At 61.1% G+C, this 22,123-nt stretch carries 23 protein-coding genes; 12 read left to right on the forward strand and 11 right to left on the reverse strand.

Translation table 11 applies throughout. The features are described from left to right. Positions 1-428: 428 nt before the first annotated feature. The 4 genes from H351_RS24160 to ramB all read left to right on the forward strand — a co-directional run bounded on the left by H351_RS24160 (position 429) and on the right by ramB (position 4,307). Entirely contained in the window at positions 429-1,052 is a 624-nt protein-coding gene (locus H351_RS24160; RefSeq protein WP_244891388.1) for a serine/threonine protein kinase, read from the forward strand. Positions 1,053-1,131: 79 nt separating this feature from the next. After that, a complete protein-coding gene (locus H351_RS31555) occupies positions 1,132-1,419 on the forward strand; it encodes an FmdB family zinc ribbon protein (protein ID WP_029254816.1) in 288 nt (95 codons plus the stop codon). A 94-nt stretch (positions 1,420-1,513) separates the two neighbouring features. After that, complete coding sequence (fmdA, locus tag H351_RS24165; protein ID WP_019744435.1) at positions 1,514-2,773, forward strand: formamidase; 1,260 nt, start codon at positions 1,514-1,516, stop codon at positions 2,771-2,773. 121 nt (positions 2,774-2,894) lie between these two features. Next, complete coding sequence (ramB, locus tag H351_RS24170) at positions 2,895-4,307, forward strand: acetate metabolism transcriptional regulator RamB (RefSeq protein ID WP_019744436.1); 1,413 nt, start codon at positions 2,895-2,897, stop codon at positions 4,305-4,307. A gap of 5 nt (positions 4,308-4,312) precedes the next feature. Here ramB and H351_RS24175 read toward each other — a convergent pair whose 3' ends face one another. The 9 genes from H351_RS24175 to H351_RS24215 form a co-directional block, all read right to left on the reverse strand. Next, positions 4,313-5,335 (reverse strand): alpha/beta hydrolase, encoded by a 1,023-nt coding sequence (locus H351_RS24175; RefSeq protein WP_019744437.1) that lies wholly within the window; start codon positions 5,333-5,335, stop codon positions 4,313-4,315. Between the two features lie 131 nt (positions 5,336-5,466). After that, positions 5,467-6,486: an alpha/beta hydrolase gene (locus H351_RS24180; RefSeq protein ID WP_029254815.1), complete on the reverse strand. Its 1,020-nt coding sequence runs from the start codon at positions 6,484-6,486 to the stop codon at positions 5,467-5,469. Positions 6,487-6,554: 68 nt separating this feature from the next. Continuing rightward, a complete protein-coding gene (locus H351_RS24185; RefSeq protein WP_029254814.1) occupies positions 6,555-8,195 on the reverse strand; it encodes a class I adenylate-forming enzyme family protein in 1,641 nt (546 codons plus the stop codon). A 9-nt stretch (positions 8,196-8,204) separates the two neighbouring features. Further along, the gene (locus H351_RS24190; RefSeq protein ID WP_019744440.1) at positions 8,205-8,909 is read right to left on the reverse strand and encodes an ABC transporter ATP-binding protein; all 705 of its coding nucleotides are present in this window, start codon (positions 8,907-8,909) and stop codon (positions 8,205-8,207) included. 1 nt (position 8,910) lies between these two features. Next, positions 8,911-9,684 (reverse strand): ABC transporter ATP-binding protein, encoded by a 774-nt coding sequence (locus H351_RS24195; RefSeq protein ID WP_029254813.1) that lies wholly within the window; start codon positions 9,682-9,684, stop codon positions 8,911-8,913. After that, the gene (locus H351_RS24200) at positions 9,681-10,709 is read right to left on the reverse strand and encodes a branched-chain amino acid ABC transporter permease (protein WP_019744442.1); all 1,029 of its coding nucleotides are present in this window, start codon (positions 10,707-10,709) and stop codon (positions 9,681-9,683) included. Before H351_RS24200 ends, H351_RS24195 begins: the two co-directional genes overlap by 4 nt. Beyond that, a complete protein-coding gene (locus H351_RS24205) occupies positions 10,709-11,584 on the reverse strand; it encodes a branched-chain amino acid ABC transporter permease (protein ID WP_019744443.1) in 876 nt (291 codons plus the stop codon). Before H351_RS24205 ends, H351_RS24200 begins: the two co-directional genes overlap by 1 nt. A gap of 15 nt (positions 11,585-11,599) precedes the next feature. Then, positions 11,600-12,784, reverse strand: coding sequence for an ABC transporter substrate-binding protein (locus tag H351_RS24210; protein ID WP_019744444.1), 1,185 nt, complete (start codon positions 12,782-12,784; stop codon positions 11,600-11,602). Positions 12,785-12,910: 126 nt separating this feature from the next. Further along, entirely contained in the window at positions 12,911-13,678 is a 768-nt protein-coding gene (locus H351_RS24215) for a TetR/AcrR family transcriptional regulator (protein ID WP_029254812.1), read from the reverse strand. 267 nt (positions 13,679-13,945) lie between these two features. On the opposite strand from H351_RS24215, the gene urtA reads away from it, so the two are divergent. The 8 genes from urtA to H351_RS31915 all read left to right on the forward strand — a co-directional run bounded on the left by urtA (position 13,946) and on the right by H351_RS31915 (position 20,530). Next, positions 13,946-15,202 (forward strand): urea ABC transporter substrate-binding protein, encoded by a 1,257-nt coding sequence (urtA, locus tag H351_RS24220; protein WP_019744446.1) that lies wholly within the window; start codon positions 13,946-13,948, stop codon positions 15,200-15,202. 54 nt (positions 15,203-15,256) lie between these two features. Next, positions 15,257-16,141, forward strand: coding sequence for an urea ABC transporter permease subunit UrtB (urtB, locus tag H351_RS24225; protein WP_003941514.1), 885 nt, complete (start codon positions 15,257-15,259; stop codon positions 16,139-16,141). Then, positions 16,138-17,244 (forward strand): urea ABC transporter permease subunit UrtC, encoded by a 1,107-nt coding sequence (gene urtC, locus H351_RS24230; protein ID WP_021333894.1) that lies wholly within the window; start codon positions 16,138-16,140, stop codon positions 17,242-17,244. The genes urtB and urtC overlap by 4 nt, the downstream gene beginning before the upstream one ends. Continuing rightward, positions 17,241-18,077: an urea ABC transporter ATP-binding protein UrtD gene (gene urtD / locus H351_RS24235; protein ID WP_019744448.1), complete on the forward strand. Its 837-nt coding sequence runs from the start codon at positions 17,241-17,243 to the stop codon at positions 18,075-18,077. The genes urtC and urtD overlap by 4 nt, the downstream gene beginning before the upstream one ends. Positions 18,078-18,080: 3 nt before the next feature. After that, positions 18,081-18,773, forward strand: coding sequence for an urea ABC transporter ATP-binding subunit UrtE (gene urtE / locus H351_RS24240; RefSeq protein ID WP_003941544.1), 693 nt, complete (start codon positions 18,081-18,083; stop codon positions 18,771-18,773). A gap of 1 nt (position 18,774) precedes the next feature. Then, the gene (locus H351_RS24245) at positions 18,775-19,464 is read left to right on the forward strand and encodes a GntR family transcriptional regulator (RefSeq protein ID WP_019744449.1); all 690 of its coding nucleotides are present in this window, start codon (positions 18,775-18,777) and stop codon (positions 19,462-19,464) included. Between the two features lie 190 nt (positions 19,465-19,654). Further along, the gene (locus H351_RS32315) at positions 19,655-20,194 is read left to right on the forward strand and encodes a hypothetical protein (RefSeq protein WP_201026952.1); all 540 of its coding nucleotides are present in this window, start codon (positions 19,655-19,657) and stop codon (positions 20,192-20,194) included. Between the two features lie 114 nt (positions 20,195-20,308). Further along, positions 20,309-20,530 carry a hypothetical protein gene (locus H351_RS31915; protein WP_125461331.1) on the forward strand — a complete coding sequence of 74 codons (222 nt, stop codon included), beginning with the start codon at positions 20,309-20,311 and terminating at the stop codon, positions 20,528-20,530. Positions 20,531-20,882: 352 nt separating this feature from the next. Here H351_RS31915 and H351_RS24255 read toward each other — a convergent pair whose 3' ends face one another. Beyond that, positions 20,883-21,491 carry a signal peptidase I gene (locus tag H351_RS24255; RefSeq protein WP_021333892.1) on the reverse strand — a complete coding sequence of 203 codons (609 nt, stop codon included), beginning with the start codon at positions 21,489-21,491 and terminating at the stop codon, positions 20,883-20,885. A gap of 10 nt (positions 21,492-21,501) precedes the next feature. Beyond that, positions 21,502-22,119, reverse strand: coding sequence for a hypothetical protein (locus H351_RS24260; protein WP_020906724.1), 618 nt, complete (start codon positions 22,117-22,119; stop codon positions 21,502-21,504). Between the last annotated feature and the right edge of the window lie 4 nt (positions 22,120-22,123).

Raw genomic sequence — 22,123 nt, forward strand, 5'->3', positions numbered from 1 at the left:
GCCCTTCTTGTGTACTTACCGAGAATGTCACATCGAAAAAGTGCCGTCTACCTGTTGCTAATGCCAATCTTCGCTACCTTTTCAACACACTTTGCTAAGTCTGTGAAGATTCCGACACGGCTGGTACTACCCAATCGGACAGGTTCCGTACTGGCGAGTAGCAAAGAAACCGCAGGCTGTGAACGAAATGCACTCAACTCCGCCACTTGCGAATTCCGGCAGTTCGCGCGGCACTCGGAACAGGCCCATCCGCTACTTCGGAGCCAACTTCACGACTCGCAAGTGACCGCAATCACTTCGTGGCAACAGGCTTCGCTCGGGCAATTCCAGGGATCTACCCGCCAGAAAGCCACAGACAACCCATTCGCCGGCCATATGCTGTCGAACCATGACTTGTCGTTCGACGCCCCCGACCGGGCGATAAAGCGGTGCCGGACAACTATCAGCGGCCACCGAACAACCAGGCATGGTCGCAATCCGGTCCACAGCCGCCGCAGTTGGGCTACCGGGCCGCGCCGCAGTCGTATCCCCCGCCCCAGGGATTCCCGCCTGCACCGCCACGTGGAAATCCGCCGCGGCGTCGGCCCGGCTGGGTGATTCCGGTATCCGTAATCGGAGTCATCACTGTGTTGGCTCTCTTCGGCGGGCTTGCCTGGGTCCTCTGGCCGAAGGACGTCCCAAACTCAGCCGCCGGTGGCGCGGCCCAGACCACCATCACCGCCGCGAACACACCCGGCACCACGACAACCGCTCCCAGCACGACATCCCCGACGACCACACGCGCCGCGAACTTCCCCGCCGGTGCGTCCGCCTGCCCCGGCGGGCAGCCGGCCGGAAGTTACAAGGAGTCCGCGACAAGTGGGGGCAAAACTTCGTGCGAGTTTGCCGAGGCAGTTCGGATCGCCTACGGAAACTCCGGTGCCGCCGGTGCCTCCAGCACCGTGTCCGCACGTAGTCCGGTGACCGGCAAGGAGTACACGATGGCATGCAAGGTGACCTCCGGCATCGTCACCTGTACCGGCGGAGACAACGCGGTTGTGTACTTGCGCTGACGGGCGCAATTGCGGCATCGGCAACCCGGTGCGTGTCGTTCCAGTGTCGCACTTACGGATCCTCCGATAGCGTGACCGCATGCCTCTGTACGAGTTTCGCTGTACCGGCTGCGGCCCGCTCGAGCGGTCGTTCGCGATGGCCGAAGTGCCCCAGTCGATCCGTTGCCCCCAGTGCAGTCTCGAATCGAAGCGTGTTGTCTCGTCTCCCCGTTTGAGCCACCGCTCGTCAACCGCGATGGGTTTACTGGACAGCACTGCCCGATCAGCTCACGAGCCTGCCGTGGTCAGTGGGTCACTACCGGGCCGCGGCCGACAATCTGCCCCGACGACGTCCAATCCGTTGCACCGCAAGCTACCTCGCCCCTGAGCGTCCTCACCGCGCGTCCTGGCCGTGAGTCCCGATCCGACACGAAAGTCCTGCCGCCACGAGTTTTCCGTTTCTTCGAGAATGAGGAGTGCATATGCCTGAACTGCTGTTTCCACTCGATTCCGCCAAGAAATTCACCGACCAGGCGATCGTCGGCCACAATCGGTGGCACCCGGACATCCCGGCGGCGGTGACGGTGAAACCCGGTGATGCGTTTCGTGTCCATTGCCGCGAATGGTTCGACGGCGCAATACACAACGACGACTCGGCCGACGACATTCTCAATGCACCACTGACCACGGTCCACACGTTGTCCGGCCCCTTTTCCGTCGAAGGCGCAAAGCCCGGCGACCTCTTGATCGTCGACATCTTGGATATCGGGCCTATCCCCCAAGAAGATTCGGGTCCGTTGGCCGGCCAAGGCTGGGGGTACACGGGCATCTTCCCTCGGAACAACGGCGGCGGCTTCCTCACCGAACAGTTCCCCGACGCGTACAAGGCCGTCTGGGATTTCTCCGGCCAAACGGCGACGTCGCGTCACATTCCGCACGTCTCGTTCACGGGCATCGTCCACCCGGGACTCATGGGCACGGCTCCGTCGGCAGCCTTGCTCGCCAAGTGGAATGCCCGCGAGGGCGCCCTCATTGCCACCGATCCCAATCGGGTTCCCCCGCTTGCACTTCCGCCCGAGCCCCGCGATGCAGTACTGGGAACCTTGACCGGTGACGAGTACACCCGCGTGGCCGGCGAGGCGGCTCGCACCGCTCCCCCGCGTGAGAACGGCGGAAACCAGGACATCAAGAACCTCACCAAGGGCAGCCGAATCTTCTATCCGGTGTTCGTGGACGGCGCGAATCTGTCGGTCGGCGATCTTCACTTCTCCCAGGGCGACGGTGAGATCACTTTCTGCGGTGCCATCGAGATGGGCGGCTTCATCGATCTTCGTGTGGACATCATCAAGGGCGGAATGGATACCTACGGCGTTTCCGAGAACGCCATCTTCATGCCGGGCAACACGGATCCGCAGTATTCCGAGTGGCTTGCGTTCTCGGGCACTTCCGTCACGTTGGACGGCGAACAGAAGTACCTGGATTCACATCTGTCCTACCAGCGTGCGTGCCTGCATGCGATCGAGTACCTGACCAAGTTCGGGTACGCGCCGGAGCAGGCGTACCTGCTGCTGGGTGCGGCACCGATCGAGGGCCGTCTGTCTGGCGTCGTGGATATCCCCAACTCGTGTTCGACGGTGTATCTCCCGACTGCGATCTTCGACTTCCCCCTCGCACCCTCGTCGAGCGGACCGTTCCAGATCGATCCCGGAATCGGCGCTCCGCGTTCGGAGAACAGGGTCTAGGCCTCCGGCCCCGTGAGTGGTTGAGGAGTGTGAGGACTCCTCAACAACTCACAGGGGGTACCGGTGTGAATTCTGCAAACCCACCTTTGCGAAGCCGGACTGTCACTCGTATCCTGGGAAAATGTCGAAAACCTTTGTCGGTGTCCGGCTCCGCCAACTGCGGACCGAGCGCGGGTTGAGTCAGGCTTCGCTGGCCAAGACGCTGGAGATCTCGGCAAGCTATCTCAATCAGATCGAGCACGACGTCCGGCCACTCACCGTGCCGGTCCTCCTGCGAATCAGTGAAGTCTTCGGCGTCGACACCACCTTCTTCTCCCCACAGGACGACACGCGCCTGATCGCGGAAATGCGTGAAGTTGCCCTCGATCAGGAGATGGGCATCGACGCCGACGCCCACGAAATCGCGGAGATGGTCTCCACGCACCCGGGCCTGGCCAAGGCGATGGTCAACATGCATCGCCGCTTCCGCAACACCACGGCGCAACTCGCCGCAGCGACGGAAGACCGCTTCTCGGACGGCAGCGGCAGCGGTTCGATCACCATGCCGCACGAGGAAGTGCGCGACTACTTCTATCAGCGGCAGAACTACATTCACGATCTCGACACCGCGGCCGAAGAACTCACTGCCCGGATGCGCTTTCATCGCGGCGACGTCGCCGGCGAGATCGCCAGGCGCCTGGAAACCGTCCACGGCGTGCAGATCGTTCGACGAGTCGACCTGGGCGAGAACATACTTCATCGTTACGACCCGGATACCAGGGTCCTGGAAATCTCCGCACGGCTCTCCGGCGGGCAACAGGTCTTCAAGTTCGCGACAGAACTCGCGTACCTCGAGCACGGCGATCTGCTCGACTCGTTGGTGGCCGAAGGCAACTTCACCAGCGAAGCGTCGGTCTCCCTGGCGCGACTTGGATTGGCCAACTACTTCGCGGCGGCCACCGTGCTCCCCTACAGCCAGTTCCACGACGTCGCCGAGGACTTCCGGTACGACATCGAGCGCATGTCCGCCTTCTATTCCGCGAGCTACGAGACGATCTGCCACCGCCTCTCGACCCTGCAGCGCCCCAAACTTCGCGGGGTTCCGTTCATGTTCGTCCGTGTCGACCGTGCCGGAAACATGTCGAAGCGTCAGTCCGCCACCGGATTCCACTTCTCCACCAGCGGCGGTACGTGCCCGCTGTGGAACGTCTACGAGACGTTCTCATATCCGGGCAAGATCATGCCCCAGATCGCACAGATGCCCGACGGCCGCCGATACCTCTGGGTTGCTCGCACGGTCGAACGTCGAGCGGCTCGATACGGACAGCCCGCAAAGATCTTCGCCATCGGATTGGGATGCGAGATTCGACACGCCCACCGACTCGTCTACAGCGACGGTCTGGATCTGGACGAGTCGAATCCGGGAACGCCGATCGGCTCGGGCTGCCGTGTCTGCGAACGCCTCAACTGTCCGCAGCGTGCCTTCCCGCCGTTGGGTAAAGACCTCGACATCAGCGAGCACCGGAGTTCGATTTCGCCTTACGTGATTCGCTGACCGCGCTAACGCACGTAGTTGCGCAGGAACGCGACTGTGCGATCGAACGCGATCATCCCGTCCACGGTATCGAGGTCGAACTGATATTCGTGGTCCAGCGCAGGCTCGTGATCTTCGGGGTAGAACAGTGCGTCTACTTCGACGCCCAGATCGGCGAGCCGTTCTGCCATGGGTTTCGACTGGCTGGCGGTCAGCGGGTCGACATTTCCGCCGGTGATGAACGTCGCTGGAAAGTCCGAGGTCACATGGCCCAGTGTCGACATCTGACCCACTGCAGTCGACCCGTCGAAGTCCCTCGTTCCGAGATACCCCCACAGCGATTGCTTGTCGACGCCCCAACCGAAGTACTTCCCCTGTGACAGCAGCGGTTTCAGATCGAAGACCCCACAGTCGAGGACAACTCCGCGTATCTGCTCGGGACGTAATGCCGGCTCCACACCCATTTCCGACGCGTAGTCAGGGCTGGTCATGACCGTCGCCAACTGACTGGACAACTGCGCGCCTGCCGAATCTCCCGCAAGAAAGAGATTGTTCGAATCGACATGCAACCTGTCCGCATTGCTCACGATAAATCGATACGCGTCGTTCAGTTGATTCACTGCGGTGGGGTAATACGCATCTGGTCCCAGTGAGTAGTCCACCGAAATCACTGTGAAGCCTTGATTTGCCAACAGTTTGTAGTAACCGTCGGCATCAGTTCTCGATCCTGATATCCAGCCACCCCCGTGCACCCAGACCACCGTGGGTAGCGCCGAAGTGGACTCCGACGGGTAGTAAACGTCCAGTTGTGCATCGTCGTCGCCGTCGCGGTACGACTGATCGAGAATCGAGACGATTCCTGACGGTGCATGCCTGTCGAGTTGTGCGTGAGTCGCTTCGGAGCCACCCGCTGACATCCACCGTACGAGGAGAACTCCTGGCCACGGACTGACGATTGCCGCGGTTACCCCGGACAGCAGAATGACGACGAATACCGCCGCGATTCCGACAATGCGCCTTCGCCGTCTGTCGGGGGAAGACGCGCGCACAACAACTCCTGGGGTCGGATCGGATTCACCCAGGCTAGACCAAAAGGACTAGTCGAGAATTCCCCGGCAACACACCCGCGGCGCTTTGTCTGAAATGACCATTTCTTCAGCGTCTCAGCATCATCCGACAACTAGCTGGTGTGTGCGTCGAGAAACTGAACCGTGCGATCGAGGGCAGTGAGACCGTCGGCATTGTCCAGATCGAACTGATACTCGTGACCGAGCGCCGGAACGTGATCGGCCGGATAGAACAGTGTGTCGACCGCAACTCCCAACCCCGTCAATTTGTCAGCCAACGGTTTCGACTGAGAATCTGTCAAAGGATCCGCGTTGCCGCCGCTGATGTAGGCAGGCGGAAATTGAGCGCTGACGTAGTTCAAGGTCGACATCTGATCCGCTGCGTCGGTACTCATGAAGTCACGCACGCCGGTATACGCCCAGAGGGACCGATCAACCCCCCAACCGATGATGCCGGGTCCGCCGACCATGTTCCCGACGTCGTAGATTCCACAGTTCAGGATTACTCCACGTAACTGATCCGGCCGCAGCGACGGGACCACGCCCACACGGTTCGCATACGCGGGATCAGTGACGAGAGTGGCGAGCTGACTCGAGAGTTGCGCTCCCGCAGAATCACCGGCGAGAACGACCGTCGTCGGATCAACATGCAGCCGTTCCGCATTCGCGACGACGTACGCGTGAGCGTCGTTGAGCTGCCGCACCGCTGTCGGATAGTGGTGCTCAGGTCCGAGTGAGTAGTCCAGGGACACAACGGTGTAGCCACGAGAGGCCAGCAACTCGTAGTACGGCGCGTAGTTGGACTTGCTTCCCGAGATCCAGGCACCGCCATGAGTCCAGATCACCGTAGGCAATGCGGTCGTCGTCGCTGCGGGAAAGTAGACATCCAGGTATGCGTCGTCGTCATCGGCGCGGTACTGCTGGTCCTTGATCGAGTCGACGCCTTCGGGCGCGTGCTTCTCGAGCGCCTCGGTGACTTTCACGGCATCACGATCGAAGACCCATCGTACGGTGAGTGCGCCAGGTCTCGGGCTCAGAACGAAGGCCAGAACCACGGCTCCGACCAGAACGAACACAATTGCCAGAGCCCACAGCAAGCGCCTGCGCCACCGATGCGGTGAAGGGTTCGTCATCGGGTTTCCTTCACTCTCGGCAAAATGTCCGGATCAGCGTAACGCGACGCCGGTACTGTCAGGCGCGATCAGCCGAGTTCAGCGATCCGCCGCTGCGCGAGTGCCTTGACTTCGCCCTTGGCTACTTTGCCGCCTGCCGCCATCGGCAATTCGGCGACCGTCATCACGTACTCGGGTATGTACTCGCGGGTCACTCCTCGGCTCTGCAGCCAGGCGGTCAGGTCCACCGAACTCAGATCGTCATCGGCGGACACGACGACCGCACAGACCTTCTCACCGAACAGCGGATCGTCGACTCCGACCACGGCGACCAGTTCCACCGAAGGATGCGCGCGCACGTACTCCTCGACCTCGACCGCGGAAATGTTCTTGCCGCCTCGAATGATGATGTCGGCTTTGCGCCCGACCACACGCACCCGCCCGGTCTCGTCGATCTCGACGATGTCGCCGAGAAGCATCCAACCGTCGTCGGTGTACAACTCGTCGTTTGCATCGACGTCGCCCCAATAACCCTGGCACATCAGCGGGCCGTTGACCGCAGGCTGACCGCGACGGACGGAGCCGGTCACTTCCTTTGCCGCATCGTCGAATACACGAACTTGCATGCGATCGATGACGTGGCCGCACGTCTTCAGTCGGGTATCGGAACCGTCCGAAACCGTCGTCACCGAGACGGCGCCGGTTTCGTTTGATCCGTAGAACTGCAGGACAGCCGCTCCGGTACGTTGTTCGAAGGCCAGTGCCTCCGAATACGGCACGGCTTCACCACCGGTGAACATGAAACGAAGTGACGAGAGATCGGCCGATTCCGCGGCCTCCGAACGCAACAGCATCTTGAATTGTGTACTCACACAATTCAAAGCAGTCACCCGTTCGCGCTCGATCAACTCGATCATCACCGAAACGTCGAAGCGTTCCATGACGACATTGCGAGCACCGAGTAGCGCCGGCAGGAAATGCGAAGTCCAGAGGCCGAATCCGAAAGGTGCCGGAACCGCACCGAGGAACACCTCATCCGGACCGATCGCCGCCGCCTCGGCGGCAATCTCGGAGAAACCAACCCAACGATCCTCGGTTTGTGTGACCAGTTTGGGTAGGCCCGTTGTGCCGGACGTCGAGTTCAGCATCGAAACGGCTGACGTGACAAAACACGGGCTGGTTGCGGGGAACTGCTTTAGTTCGACCGACAACGAGGTGAGTTCGCCGTTTGCGCTCACGCGTTCGAAACTCACGTCGGCGCGTTCGTCGGCGAAGACGACGTCCAGTCCGGGATGCTCTGCCCGCAGACTCGCCACGAGTTCGGCGGTATCGACGCCGCGCAGCGTGCGTGTGGTGACGAGAACGGAGGCTTCCGAGCGGGCGATCAGATGAGAGATCTCGCGAATGCCCGAGCGCGAACCGATTCCGACGGCGACGCGGCCGGTACGAAATGCTGCGCAGAGAGCCGCATGGAATACAGCGGTGTCGGGGAGCAACACGGCTACATGTCCGTATCCCTCACCAGCTAGATCCAGCGCCGACGCGATCGCATCGGCAGCCGCGTCGTACTGTTTCCACGACACCCTCGATTCCGGAGTGACAAAGGCGGTTTCGTCCGGGATGGTCTCAGACCAATGCCTGACCATTTCGCTGATGCTGACGCCGGCGAACCGGTCCGGATTCGTGGCGAATTCACCGACGGTGAAGTCGAGTGTCTTCGTTTCAAGCATGATCGTCGATCATCTCCCGTCGGCGCTGAGTACGCCCATCGATTGTTTGTACGCGTTGTCCAGTGTCGCTGCGGAATCGCATTCGCGGACGAGTTCGCCGCGCTGCATGACATATCCGCGGTCGACAACCGATTTCAGTGCAGTAAGTGCCGGTTCCGTCACGATGACGGTCACACCCTCGGCGGCCAGACCCCCGACCAGCGCTCGCAGCTCCGCGACGATTTTCGGTGCCAGTCCTGTCATCATCTCGTCGAGGAGCAACACCTTCGGGGTTTCCAGAAGGGCCCGCCCCAGAACCAACATCTGCTGCTCACCACCGCTGAGTACCCCGGCATAACTCTCGGAGCGTTCACGCAGGATCGGGAACCTCTCGAAAGCTGTTTCCACGGCATCGGCTTTCAATCCCAGCAGGTCTGCGCCGACGCGTAGGTTCTCGCGAACGGACATTCGCATGAACAGTTGCCTGCCTTGGGGTACGTAGGCAAATCCGCTGCGGACACGATCCAGTGCCGATAATTTCTGGATCTCTCGACCATCGAATTTGATTGTCCCGGTGGCGGGAACCGAGCCGTAGATGGATCCCGCCAAGCTGGTCTTGCCTGCACCGTTCGGCCCGACGATCGCTGTCACTTCACCGGCGGGGGCGACAAGGGAGACTTCCCGGACGGCGACAGCGGATCCGTATCGAACTGTGACTCTGTCGAGTTCGAGCATGTCAGGCGCCTTCCTCGTATTCGGAACCGAAATAGACTTCTCGCATCGCGTCGCTGGCCAAGCACTCCTGCGGTGGTCCGTAGAACGCCACTGATCCGAAATTGAGCAGCACGATCTTGGTGGCGAGCGCCGCGATGAGATCGACGTTGTGATCGACCAGGACTACTCCTTTGCCCTGCGCGGCAATCGATCGCACGGCACCGGAGATGGCAGCGATGCCGTCGTGATCCGCGCCGGCAAACGGTTCGTCCAACAGGAGAACATCGGGTTCGGTCGCCATCGCCCGCGCCACCTCGACCAGACGCTGCGCCCCCAAACTGAGATCCCCGCAAGCACTCTCGACGTCGGTGACCGAGTATCGCGCAGCAATCTCCCGGGCCCGCTGTGCTGTCCGGTCCCAGTTCTCGAAAGGTCCTTTGATCGCCCACCACAGCGAGTGCAGAGGTGAGGTGATCTTGTGCCCGTACAGTCCCGGGATGATGTTGTCGACGGCGTCGAGTTCCGCCGCGAGCTGCGGATGTTGAAACGTGCGCGAGAGCCCTTGCCGTGCACGGCGCTCCGACGGCCCGGTCAAGGGAGCACCGGCGAGCGCGACGGTTCCGGAGTCTGCTTGCTGTGTGCCGAAGATGCAGTCCACCAGTGTGGTCTTGCCTGCCCCGTTCGGGCCGACCAGGCCGATCACCTCTCCCGGTCCGACGCTGAACGAGACATCGTCGACAGCGCGGACGCCGCCGTAGGACTTGTGGAGCCCGCTCACTTCGAGTAGCCGAGTCATCGATTGCCACGCTCCTTGTACAGACGGTTCATTCGACCGAGAACGTTCTGACTCCACCCGATCACCCCACCAGGCGCCACGATGAGGATCACCAGGACGGCTCCGGCAAGCAGGAGTTCGCCACTTCCCTGGTAGCCGGGCATGTTCAGCGTCACGATCACCACGATCAATGCACCGAGCGGAGCACCCCACGCCGAGCCGCGACCGCCGATGATCGGCATGAAGATTGCAAGGAAAACAATACTGAGAGTGAAGGTTTCAGGAGTGACAGCTTGCACCGACACGGTGAACAGCGATCCGCCGGTCGACGCGATCGCGGCACCGATCGCCAGCGCCACAACGGTCAGGTGCGCAGGATTGACGCCGGAAGACCGTGCGACATTACGATTGTCGCGGGCAGCTTGCAACATCAGCCCCCACACCGATTTCCGAAGTCGATCGACAGCGACCGCGATCAGACACACGAACAAGATCGCGAACACGACCAATGCGTAGCGCGGTGGCTCCCAGCCGAACATCGTCACAGTCTCGACGCCCGAGACCCCGGCCGACCCGCCGGTGAAACTCGGCCCGTCGATCAACCAGTGCTCGAAAGCGATACCGAACAACAAGGTCACAGCGGCAAGGTAGAAGCCGGAGAGTTTCTGCGTTGCCAAGCTGAGGAGTACTGCAACCGCTGCAGCGGCGAGGGCGCCGAGAATCCATCCCCACCACATCGACAACCCGGTCCGAACCGAGATCAGCGCAACGGCATACGCGCCGATCGCCGCATACGCGCTGTACGCCATCGACAGTGATCCCGCGAGCACGAATGGCACGTACATGCCGAGGGCGATCAGCGAATACGTCGCAGCGAGGAACACCAGATCCTGTCGGTACAGACTCGGCCCCATCCACAGCAGCACGGCAGCGACCACGACCACGGTGATCAGCGCTTCCCGTGACACAGCGAGCATCCTCGTCCGGGAACTGCCGGCCGGAGTGGGCGGATTTGACGTCAGCGGACTGGTAGAAAGCGAGGCCATCAGACGCGAACCTTCCTCGAGAGCAAGCCTTCCGGACGGAAAGCGAAGAACACCAGGGCAATCAACAGAATCGCGGTTTGAGCAGCACTCGCACCGAAGTAGTACGGGGCGAATACCTGGACGACGCCCAACACCATTCCGCCGATCAGCGGAGCCCAACTCCGGCCGGTACCACCGATGACGAGTGCGATGAATGCCGTCAGCGTCCATGACAGACCGCTCGTGAACTGAACACCGGCCTTGGGAGCGAACAGAAGTCCGGCGACGGCGGCGATCACACCCGCGAGGGTGAACGCGATGAGGCGTACCCGATCCACCGGCAAGCCCAGGACGCGGGCGGCATCCGGACTGTCGCCGACGGCGCGAAGCAGACGGCCCGAGGTGGACCGGTTCAGCCACAGTCCGATACCGACGAAGATCACTGCAGTTCCGACGACGAGTACAACGGTCGAACTGTCGACGGTGGCACCGAGCACCGATATCGGATCGAAGTCGAAGATCTTCTGCCCGGGAAGTGGTGTTCGGCCGAAGACAGTGCCGGCGAGCTGCTGGATCCCGAACAGTACTGCGGTCACAGCCACCAACGCCGGTAGTTCCCCACGACCCGATCGCTTCTGAACCTGTTTGACCACAAGCTTTTCCGTCAGGATCGACAGCGCCACCGCTACCGCGATCCCTAGCGGCATGGCAATCCAGAGAGCGAGCCCGTAATTGATCGCGACCCAACTCGACGCCAAGGCCGCAGCCATCGCATACGGACCCATCGCAAAATTGAAGAAATCGGCGCCGACCACCACGAGATACATTCCGAGGGCTATCAGTGAAAAGAATGCACCGATCTCGATGGCAGCGAGCCACAGTTGTGCGTCTGTCATGTCAAGGCTCCTCGGTTATCCACACGGGGGTTGGTAGGAATCCCACGGATGGGCCGGCTTGTTGTCCTCACCGAATTCGACGAGCACCAGTCCGCAGAGGCTGTCCGGAGCCAGGTGATCCTGCGAGGAGAACGACAGTGTCAATCCGTCCTGGCCGAAGCTGGCGGGAAGTGCCGAAACCTGTTGAAGAGCATCACGAACGGCCGTCCGATCTCGGTGGTCGCCGGCAATTTCGATTGCCTCGGCCAACATCATGACGGCGTCGTACGCCTGTGCGTCGTAGGCAGTCAGTTGATAATCAGGCCCCTTCACCGCCTGCACCTTGCGACGCAGTTCGGCGGTTCTCGGGTTGTTCTCACTGAGCGAGCCCATGTACACCATGCCGCTCAACGCCTTCGGGTCCGCCAAAGCCCAAGATGCGGGCTGGTTTCCGATGGAAGCGAGTGAGAAGCGTTGCGTCTGTGGGGTGATCTTCGACAAGGTGTTGTGCGCGAGGATTTCGAAGTGCCCGCCGATACTGGCGACCAGAATCGCGTCCGGTTCGGTTTCCGCGAGACGTGAGACCTGTGCGGTGATGTCCGCGGCATCGACCGGCGCCTTTTCGACGCCCGTCACTCTCGCGCACTTCTCGAGCGCCGGCCGCAGGGTCTTGATGATTCCGTCGATGGACGCACTCGCGTCACCGAGAATTCCCAGGGACTTGTACCCCATCTTCTCGAAAGCCCCGCAGTACACCTGGGCGTACTGCTTCAACGAGTTCGGAATCATGAACGAGAAGTCGTTGTCGGGCGCCGAGGCAAAGGCGTCGCTGAGAACGACCGGAGCTATCGCGGGAATCTTCGACTGCTGGAGAATCGACTTGGCCTGCAGCACCGACCCGCTGCCGGTGGCGAGGATGACCGCACTTGATCCGTGATCGACCAACTTCCGAATGATCGACGGGGTCTTGGTGGGACTGCTCTCGTCATTCTCGACAACCAATTCGACCTGCTTGCCGTTGATTCCGCCGGCCTGGTTGATCAGGTCGACAGTCATACGCACGGTCTTGCCGGCGATCGTGCTGTACGACGCACCGGGCCCGGTGGAGTCCTCGTCCAAACCGATGACGATGGTGTCTTCGGGAATGACACCGGCAGATGCGCACGCGCTCGCCCCGAGGACCACTGCCGCGCAGACGGCAATCGCCTTTCCGAGTCTCACATCAATCTCCCGTCCAAACTCTGCTTGGTAAATCAAACAAGCGCTTGATTTATGAGTGTGGACAGAAGTATGCACTGGGTCACACCGATAGTCAAAATTCGAACTACACGCGCAGGAACTGCGGTGTTACGGCTTCTGCAGCTGCCGGATCGAGGAGCTGAGTTCGCGAATGACGGACTTCAATTCGTCGACGTCCGAACGGAGTTCGGCCATTTGGGAGTCAGAGCGGAGTTCGGCAAATTCGGAGGCAGGAGATACGGTCTGCGCTTCCTTCTTCGTCGTGCGCCGCGCAATGCGTGCCACCGGCTCGCCGTCGACGGAACGTGCGGCGAAGCCGTCCAGGAATACCGAAATCAGATTGCGCTGCAGATCATCCGCCAACTCGGAAAGCTGCGGGCGATACTGCGCGACGGTGGACCAGACGGATTCACGCAGGAGACGGTGAAACTGTTCGGGATCGATGTCTTCCCGAAACTCCGCGTCGGCAATTCCGCGAGCGATAGCCGATCGCCAGTAGCTGTGTGCCTTCTGAACCAGGATGGTGATGGGCGCGTCCGCCGGTTGCGACGAAAGTATGGCTTCTCCCTGATAGACCTCCGTGGCATACGGGTGATCCACCGCCGATGCAAAAGACACCGAGACCATCGTTGCCAGGCGATCTCGGGCCGAACCTCCCGGCTCGATCGAGTCTTCGTACCTGACGTTGAGGTCTTCGAGAAACCGGACGACGATCTCGTTGGCTATCGCATCCTTGGAGTCGAAGTAGTGGTAGAGGCTGCCGGAGAGAATCCCGACTTCGTCGGCGATGTCGCGTACCGTCGTCGCGGCGATTCCCCGCTCACTGAACAGCTTGGCCGCATGAGCGAGTATTTCGTCCCGTCGGGTCGAGCGCACGAGAAGATCCTTCCGACGTTCCGATCGTCAAGCGAGTGCTTGATCAATTTCTCGTCGATGCTAACACCGCACCCTCGCTGACCTGCGGTGTGAGGTCCTGGACATCCAATCGAAACACCGGACACACACTTGTCACCGACAGTCATTCCACCGCAACAACTTCCACCTACTCTGTGCACTCGACGAATACAGCGTTGTATACGCACTCCGGATACAGATCTGTCAGAGCCATTGTCTGCCAGAGCCATCGACACGAAAGGCCCGTACATGCGAACCTTCTCGAAGCGCACCCTTGCCGCGCCGGCCGCTCTCGCCGCGCTGGGCTTGGTTCTCACCGGCTGCGGAAGCAAGGCGACAGACACCGCATCGGGAGATTCGACGGCTACGTCGTGCGTCGACACCTCGGGGGACACGATCAAGGTCGGTTCTCTGAATTCACTCTCGGGCACCATGGCCATCAGTGAAGTGACGGTCCGCGACTCCATCTCGTTGGCGGTGCAGGAGATCAACGATTCCGGCGGTGTGCTGGGCAAGAAGATCCAGATCGTGGCAGAGGACGGCGCGTCGGAGCCGACAGTGTTCGCCGAGAAGGCCGAGAAACTGATCAGCAGCGATTGCGTCGCAGCAGTTTTCGGTGGCTGGACTTCCTCGAGCCGCAAGGCCATGCTGCCGGTGTTCGAGGACAACAATTCCTTGCTCTACTACCCGGTCCAGTACGAGGGGCTGGAAGATTCGAAGAACATCTTCTACACGGGTGCAACGACCAACCAGCAGATCATCCCCGCTCTGGATTACCTGAAGGAGAAGGGCGTCAAGTCGCTGTATCTGGTCGGCAGCGACTACGTGTTCCCGCAGACCGCCAACCGCATCATCAAGGCGTACGCGGCAGCGAACGGCATCGAGATCAAGGGCGAGGATTACACGCCATTGGGCTCGACCGACTTCTCCACCATCGTGAACAAGGTCCGCACAGCCGACGCCGATGCCGTGTTCAACACACTCAACGGTGATTCCAACGTCGCGTTCTTCCGTGAATACTCGAATGTCGGCCTGAAGCCCGCCGACATGCCCGTCGTCTCCGTCTCCATTGCGGAGGAAGAGGTCGGCGGTATCGGAGTCCAGAACGTCGAAGGCCAGCTGACGGCGTGGAACTACTACCAGACCATCGACTCCCCCGAGAACAAGAAGTTCGTCGAGGCGTACAAGGCGAAGTTCGGCCAGGACAAGCCCACGTCCGATCCGATGGAAGCGGCATACACCTCCGTCTACCTCTGGAAGAACACAGTCGAGAAGGCCAACTCGTTTGCGGTCAAGGATATTCAGGACAACGCCGACGGTGTGACCTTCCAGGCACCCGAAGGACTCGTCACCATCGACGGCGACAACCACCACATCACCAAGACTGCCCGAATCGGCGAAATCCGTTCCGACGGACTGATCTACACGGTCTGGGATTCGGGACAGCCGATCGAGCCGGATCCGTACCTGAAGAACTACCCCTGGGCCGAGGGACTCGGCAGCTGATCGACGAAAGGCGGAATTGACGGAATCGACGAGTAGAGAGGTGGAGCGTCTGTCATGGATGTTGTGATCGGACAGTTGTTCACGGGTTTGAGTATCGGATCGATTCTCCTGTTGGCAGCGTTGGGATTGTCTCTCACGTTCGGGCAGATGGGTGTCATCAACATGGCACACGGCGAGTTCATCATGGCCGGCTCGTACACCGCATACGTAGTGCAGCAGGTGATCTCGAATGCAACGGGATCTTTGATCATTTCTCTGCTCGTCGGTTTTGTCGTCGGCGGACTGATGGGTGTCGTGCTCGAAGTGGTCCTGGTATCGCGGATGTACCACCGACCCCTCGACACCCTGTTGGTGACATTCGGCGTCGGATTAATCCTTCAGCAGTTGGCGCGCGACATCTTCGGCGCGCCGGCAGTCAATGTTTCGGCGCCGAGCTGGCTTTCGGGCGGGGTCGATATTTTCGGCGCCGTAGTACCGAAAACCCGCATCTTCATTCTGGTGTTGGCGATCGCAGCGGTGATCGCGCTTTCGGTCGCACTGAAGCAGTCGTCGATGGGTCGACGCATCCGGGCCGTCGTCCAAAATCGCGATCTGGCCGAGACGAGCGGAATCTCTTCTCGTCGTACGGACATCACGACCTTCTTCCTCGGTTCCGGACTCGCCGGCGTCGCGGGTGTCGCGTTGACACTCATCGGTTCCACCAGCCCGACCATCGGCCAGTCGTATCTGATCGACGCCTTCCTGGTTGTTGTCGTCGGCGGTCTCGGTCAGATGAAGGGAGCCGTGATCGCAGCCTTCGCCCTCGGCATCTTGAACTCGTTCATCGAGTACTCGACGACGGCGTCGATCGCGAAGGTGATCGTGTTCGTCATCATCGTCGTCTTCCTTCAAGTTCGGCCGCAGGGCCTGTTCGCAGTCAAGACGAGGAGCCTCGTATGAGCATCCTGAACAATTCCCGAATTCGGGTGTGGGGCGGTTTTGCACTTGCCGCGATCGTGCTGTTCGCCATCGCTCCGGCTGTGCTCTCGGACTTCAGGCTGTCACTGTTGGCCAAATTCCTGTGCTTCGCCATAGTCGCTGTCGGCATCGGCTTGGCTTGGGGCAGAGGCGGAATGCTCACGCTCGGCCAGGGCGTCTTCTTCGGAATCGGCGCATACGTGATGGCGATGCACCTCAAGATCGCCGATGCCGAACTCAAGGGCGACGCGGTACCGGACTTCATGTCCATCGCGGGCAAGACCGAACTTCCGGGATACTGGCAACCGTTCGCCTCGCCATTCGTGGCGATCTTCGCCATCCTTTTCCTGCCGGCCGCTGTTGCCTTTCTCCTCGGACTCGGTGTGTTCAAGCGGAGAGTCAAGGGCGCATACTTCGCGATCCTCTCGCAAGCACTCGCCGCGGCTTTCGCGATCCTCTTGATCGGCCAGCAGTCGATCGGTGGCAGCAACGGCCTCAACCGCTTTCGCACGTTCTTCGGTTTCAACCTCAACGATCCGGCGAACAAGCAGATGTTGTTCTTCATCGCCGCCGGAGTTCTTCTCGCATCGGTCGCTCTGATTCGCCAGCTGATGAACTCCCGATACGGCGAACTCCTCGTCGCCGTCCGCGATCAAGAGGAGCGCGTACGTTTCCTCGGATACGATCCGGCGAACATCAAACTGGTCGCCTACGTGACCGCGGCGTTCCTCGCCGGTATCGCCGGTGCGCTTTTCGTTCCGATCGTGGGCATCATCTCCCCCGCCGACGTCGGGATCGTTCCGTCAATCGCCTTCCTCATCGGGGTCGCGATCGGTGGCCGCGCAACGCTTCTGGGTCCGGTACTCGGTGCGATCGGCGTCGCTTGGGCGCAGTCGACATTCTCGGAGAAACTCCCTTCGGGATGGATCTACGCACAAGGGTTGATGTTCATCGTCGTGGTCGGGTTCTTCCCGGCAGGTGTGGCCGGATTGTTCGCCCTGATGCGCCACCGCAAGAAGCGTGAGACCCCGGCCGACCCGCCGGTCAAGGTCTCCCAACCCGAACCAGTGGAGGTGTCGTCATGACCAACACAACCGCCACCAGCGAACCCACACCGGCACTGGGCGGCAACGCCGGAATGTCGTCCGAGTACCTCGAAGTACGGAACCTTTCGGTCAGCTTCGACGGTTTCAAGGCCGTCGACGGCGTCGACTTGACCCTCATGCAGGGCGACCTCAGGTTTCTCATCGGCCCGAACGGGGCTGGAAAGACAACGCTGGTCGACGCCATCACCGGACTCGTTCCCGCGACGGGTTCGATCACGAAGTCCGGCGAGCAACTACTCGGCAAGAAGGTTCACAAGATCGCCCGCCTCGGCGTCGGGCGAACCTTCCAGACGGCAAGCGTCTTCGAAGAACTCTCGGTGCTGCAGAATCTCGACATCGCGGCGGGAGCCGGTCGCTCGGCGTGGAACCTGCTCCGAAGGCGCAAAGGTGTGCTCCCCGAGATCGAGGAGGCTCTGGAGACAACCGGCTTGGAGCACCTCAGAGACACTCCCGCGGGCATTCTGGCGCACGGGCAGAAACAGTGGCTCGAAATCGGAATGTTGTTGGTGCAGAACTGTTCCGTGCTACTACTCGACGAGCCCGTCGCTGGGATGAGCCTGGAGGAGCGCGAGGAGACCGGAAACCTTCTGCGTCGCATCGGCGGTGCACGAACCGTCGTCGTGGTCGAGCACGACATGGACTTCATGCGATCGTTCGCCACGTCCGTCACAGTGCTCGCCGCTGGGAAAGTACTCGCCGAAGGAACTGTGGCGGAGGTTCAAGCCGACCCCAAGGTGCAAGAGGTCTATCTCGGCACAGCCGCTGCCGGAACCGATCTCGGCGCCGACACCGAACCGACCCCGGAGGACTGAATCATGCTCGAGCTCGTCGACATCCGCGCCGGCTACGGACGCACCGAAGTAATCCACGGCGTATCCTTACTGGTTCCCAGTGACGGGGTTGCGGCAGTCATGGGTCACAACGGTGCGGGTAAAACCACCTTGCTGCGCGCCGCCGTCGGTCTGATCAAACCTACGCGGGGAAAGGTACTTCTGAACGGTGAGGACATCACCGGACTACGGCCGAGCGCCCGCGTCGCTCGCGGACTTGCCTACGTACCGCAGGGTCAGCAGTCGTTCGGACAACTGACAACTGCCGAGAATCTTCGGGTGGTCGCCGACGGGCGCAAACGCGGAAAGGCACTCATCGCAGAGGCATTGGATCTGTTTCCCGCGCTCACCACACTCCTCGACCGTCGTGCCGGGCTTCTCTCCGGTGGGCAGCGACAACAACTTGCCATCGCCCGCGCCTTGATCACCGAGCCCAAGATCCTCATCCTCGACGAACCAACCGAGGGCATTCAGCCCAACGTGGTCGCCGAAATCGAAAGAACCGTCATGGAACTCACCGAGCGCGGCGATCTCGGTGTCCTCCTTGTCGAGCAGCACATCGGTTTCGCGCTCCAATCTGCTCAGCATTACAGCATTCTCGCGGCCGGACACGTGACCTCGACCGGTGAGGGCGGCACCACGTCCACCGAGGCGGTTCGTCGAGCGATGGCAATCTGACATGAGTGTGCGGCCGCCGCTGCGCGAACAGGTTTACCGGTCGATCCGAAACGATCTGATGTCCGGTCAGATCGCGCCCTCGGAACGACTGGGCGAGGAACGCCTGGCCCATCTCTACGGTGTCTCGCGAACACCGGTGCGCGAAGCGCTCGCAAAGTTGGAATCCGACGGGCTGGTCGAGCGCGACGAACATGGACTCTTTCCGTACCGACCGCACCTCGACGAGTTGGGTGGACTCTACGAGCTGCGCATACTCCTCGAGGTGCACGGGCTTCGTCGGGTACTCGACGGTGAGGCCCACGCTCATGATCGAGACGCGCTCGGTTCCGAGCTCGACAAGTGGTACGCATTTCTCAAACAGATGCCGGTACCGGACGCCGGTTTCGTGACGCTCGACGAGGAGTTCCACATCGCGCTCCTCGCCTCGTCCGGAAACCACGCGTTGGTCGACGCCTTGCAGGCCGTCAACTCGAAGCTGCGCCCCGTGCGGATGTTCGACTACCTGACTCCCGACCGCATGAAGGCCACCGTGGAGGAACATATCTCCGTCGTCGAACTGGTTCTGGACGGCAAGATTCCGCAAGCCCACGAGGCGCTGGTATCGCACATCGACATCTCTCGTGCGGTTGTCCTCGACCGTGCTCGTCAGGCCCTCTCATTGGCCGCCATGGCCAATGCCGTGCGTAACTGATCAGCGTCGTGTCGCTGAGTTCAGGGTGACGACTCCGGTGACGTGGTCTCTCGTCAGGGGGATCCTGAGGTACTCCCCCGGTGCGGTTGGCTTCGGGCCGAGTTCAGAACCGGGGACCGTACCCGTTGTGCCGTCCGAGCATTCGACTGCAACTTCGCTCGTGTAGTCCGCATCAGGCGCAACGTCGCAGGTGAGTCCGTCATCCGTGGTGAAGGCGGAGATACTCGAACCGACGGGCCCCTGGATTACTGTCCCGATTGGGTCCGCCGGAGCCGGTGTACTCGTGGTTGGTGTAGCCGTCGTTGTCGGCGTTGTCGGCGTTGCTGTCGATGTCGGCGTTGCTGTCGATGTCGGGATTGCTGTCGGTGTCGGCACAGACGCGGTGGTCGTCATCCCTGCAGTGTTCTCAGCTGCCGTGGTCTCAGCTGCTGTGGTCTCAGCTGCTGTGGTCGAAGAAGTCGTCGATGATGGGGGTTCGCTCACCGAAGTAGGCGTCGGGCTGACCGCACGCGCAGCAAATCCGGTTGGGAGGCTCAGCGGCGTGACCGGGTATGTCGCGTTGCCAATTCCGCATTGGGCCGTTACAAGATTGAACGTCACGTTTGTGGTGCCCAGTATCTGCGCCCCCAGAATCGCAAAAGCTGCCATCGAAAGACTTACGCTCAGCGTCGATTGCGCCGTTGTTGCCGTGGACGTTCGCGTGCTCACGAGCTTGATGTTCGTGTATTGAATCGTCGCCAAGCCAGCGGCGTTCACAGTGGCGTCCGCCCCTGTCACCGTCACCGATGCGTTCTCGGCAGGCTGTGGAATCGTGAGGACGCGAGATCCCACCGTCACCTGATTCGTGGGGCTACTCGCCGATACCGATGCCCTGTTCGAGGTATCGCACGCAGCCCCTGCCGTAATCGGCGATGCCACAGTGACTATCGGCGCACTGACCAGATCAATCCCCAGTAGGGACAGCAAGTTCACTGTCACGGTCATCGAGGTGAGTGTCGACGTCGCATCGGTATCCGAAACAATTGCCGACTGGCAGCGGCCGCTCGCAGGCTGCCCGACCGAGTAGGCAGCGCACGACGAGATCGATCCGGTCCGGGACAACGAGTTGACGCCCAGCAGCTTTGCAACCACAAGATTGGTTGTGTCCAGGTCCTTTCCAATCGTGTTCTGTTGTGAGACACCTTCGAACATCGAACTGCCGAAAAGATCTATCACGATTCCGCCACTGGACAACCCGAGCCCGCCGGCGCCTCTGCCGTACCCACTCGTCGTCCATGAACCGGTGGAAATCGGACCGGTCACGTATTCGGAGTCTGTCCACGCCGCTTCGGTCTCTCCGAACAGCGGGTGAGACGAGAAACCGGAGCCCAGAACAACCGCAACTGCCAATACGATGACTGAGAACAGGTGGCGACGCTTCATTGCCTCCCGCCGTCCGGCGGTAGAAGAACCTGAATGGGTTCGGTTTTCGGTTCGGCCAATTCGGCATCATCGTCGTCATCGGTATTGCGCGGCCAGAATACCGCAACCACCAAAGCGGCCATGGTCAGCGTGATCGCCCCCAGAACAAGAGGATTCGAGAAGTAGACGATCACCCGCGCCAATCCCGGAACGTGCCAGAGCACCTTTCGGACCGTGGTGACCTCGTATACCGCGGGATCAGCCGAAGCGTTGGCATCACCCTTGAGATCGAGAATCGTGATGCCGTTGTCCTGGGTACGAGCGGAGACGACCCGGTGGGTCACCGGCAGTTCGGACACTCCCCGATCGACGGTGACGACGTCGCCCACCTCGACGGAATCTGCCGGTACTTCCCGTACAACTGCCAGAGATCCGGTCGGAATGGTCGGCGACATCGATCCGGTCTTGAACATGATCAGTGTGATGTCGAAGGCGACGGCACAGATCACCAAAGCGATACAAACAACCCCACCGGCAGCGAGAACCTGAAGGATGCAGTCCCCGATGATCGTGGGGACCGAACGCTTCTTCGTCCGGACATGTGTTGCCCGGGCATGTGTTGGCATTGCAGCTCCTTCAGGGTGTTGCACTGAACTGCCAAGTGGGAGTTGCCGTTTTACCGATCAACGCCGAGTTACTCCAATTAGCCGAGGTTCCGGGCAGCGAAATCTCGAAGCACAGCGCCACCGCGGCGCCCGGGGACGCTCCACCGGCGGGTAGCGCGATGGCCCCGACTGCGGAACCAGTTGAGAGCGACGGAAACACCGTCGCACTTCCCACCACGAATTGTGGTGTTCCCGTGGAGAAGGCTGACGCATCACAGGTCGTCGACTTGACCACCCGATACCGAAGCGCCGACGCCAGAGTGGAGTCGCCGGCAACCGTGGCCGCCTGCAGAGTGACGGATGCTGCCGGCGAGACCGGCACTGTTCGAAGAGATATCGGGCCGTACGAGAACGCACCGGGGCGAATCAGGAGCGCCGAGGGTGTGTACGTGAAAATGCCAGGGGCACTGGATGCATGCGACGACCATCCACCGCCGACGTTCGACTCGATTCCGAAGGTTCCGGTGCGAAACGATGCATCGCCCATCGTGCTGTCCACCCAACTGGCAGCCACGGTGGTTGCACCGATACCCAGGACGAGTCCCGAGGCCGCCAGTGCGTACACCTGACGCATTCGCCGTGTGACCACGCAG

It is taken from the genome of Rhodococcus erythropolis R138 (assembly GCF_000696675.2).
In the GTDB taxonomy this organism is placed as follows: Bacteria; Actinomycetota; Actinomycetes; order Mycobacteriales; family Mycobacteriaceae; genus Rhodococcus_F; species Rhodococcus_F erythropolis.

What these genes read in the sequence shown, in the direction of transcription:
- H351_RS31555 (WP_029254816.1), top strand. Translation starts at nt 1,132, where the DNA reads ATGCCTCTGTACGAGTTTCGCTGTACCGGCTGCGGCCCGCTCGAGCGG.
- fmdA (WP_019744435.1), top strand. Translation starts at nt 1,514, where the DNA reads ATGCCTGAACTGCTGTTTCCACTCGATTCCGCCAAGAAATTCACCGAC.
- ramB (WP_019744436.1), top strand. Translation starts at nt 2,895, where the DNA reads ATGTCGAAAACCTTTGTCGGTGTCCGGCTCCGCCAACTGCGGACCGAG.
- H351_RS24180 (WP_029254815.1), bottom strand. Translation starts at nt 6,486, where the DNA reads ATGACGAACCCTTCACCGCATCGGTGGCGCAGGCGCTTGCTGTGGGCT.
- H351_RS24185 (WP_029254814.1), bottom strand. Translation starts at nt 8,195, where the DNA reads ATGCTTGAAACGAAGACACTCGACTTCACCGTCGGTGAATTCGCCACG.
- H351_RS24190 (WP_019744440.1), bottom strand. Translation starts at nt 8,909, where the DNA reads ATGCTCGAACTCGACAGAGTCACAGTTCGATACGGATCCGCTGTCGCC.
- H351_RS24195 (WP_029254813.1), bottom strand. Translation starts at nt 9,684, where the DNA reads ATGACTCGGCTACTCGAAGTGAGCGGGCTCCACAAGTCCTACGGCGGC.
- H351_RS24200 (WP_019744442.1), bottom strand. Translation starts at nt 10,709, where the DNA reads ATGGCCTCGCTTTCTACCAGTCCGCTGACGTCAAATCCGCCCACTCCG.
- H351_RS24205 (WP_019744443.1), bottom strand. Translation starts at nt 11,584, where the DNA reads ATGACAGACGCACAACTGTGGCTCGCTGCCATCGAGATCGGTGCATTC.
- urtA (WP_019744446.1), top strand. Translation starts at nt 13,946, where the DNA reads ATGCGAACCTTCTCGAAGCGCACCCTTGCCGCGCCGGCCGCTCTCGCC.
- urtB (WP_003941514.1), top strand. Translation starts at nt 15,257, where the DNA reads ATGGATGTTGTGATCGGACAGTTGTTCACGGGTTTGAGTATCGGATCG.
- urtC (WP_021333894.1), top strand. Translation starts at nt 16,138, where the DNA reads ATGAGCATCCTGAACAATTCCCGAATTCGGGTGTGGGGCGGTTTTGCA.
- urtD (WP_019744448.1), top strand. Translation starts at nt 17,241, where the DNA reads ATGACCAACACAACCGCCACCAGCGAACCCACACCGGCACTGGGCGGC.
- urtE (WP_003941544.1), top strand. Translation starts at nt 18,081, where the DNA reads ATGCTCGAGCTCGTCGACATCCGCGCCGGCTACGGACGCACCGAAGTA.
- H351_RS24245 (WP_019744449.1), top strand. Translation starts at nt 18,775, where the DNA reads ATGAGTGTGCGGCCGCCGCTGCGCGAACAGGTTTACCGGTCGATCCGA.
- H351_RS24255 (WP_021333892.1), bottom strand. Translation starts at nt 21,491, where the DNA reads ATGCCAACACATGCCCGGGCAACACATGTCCGGACGAAGAAGCGTTCG.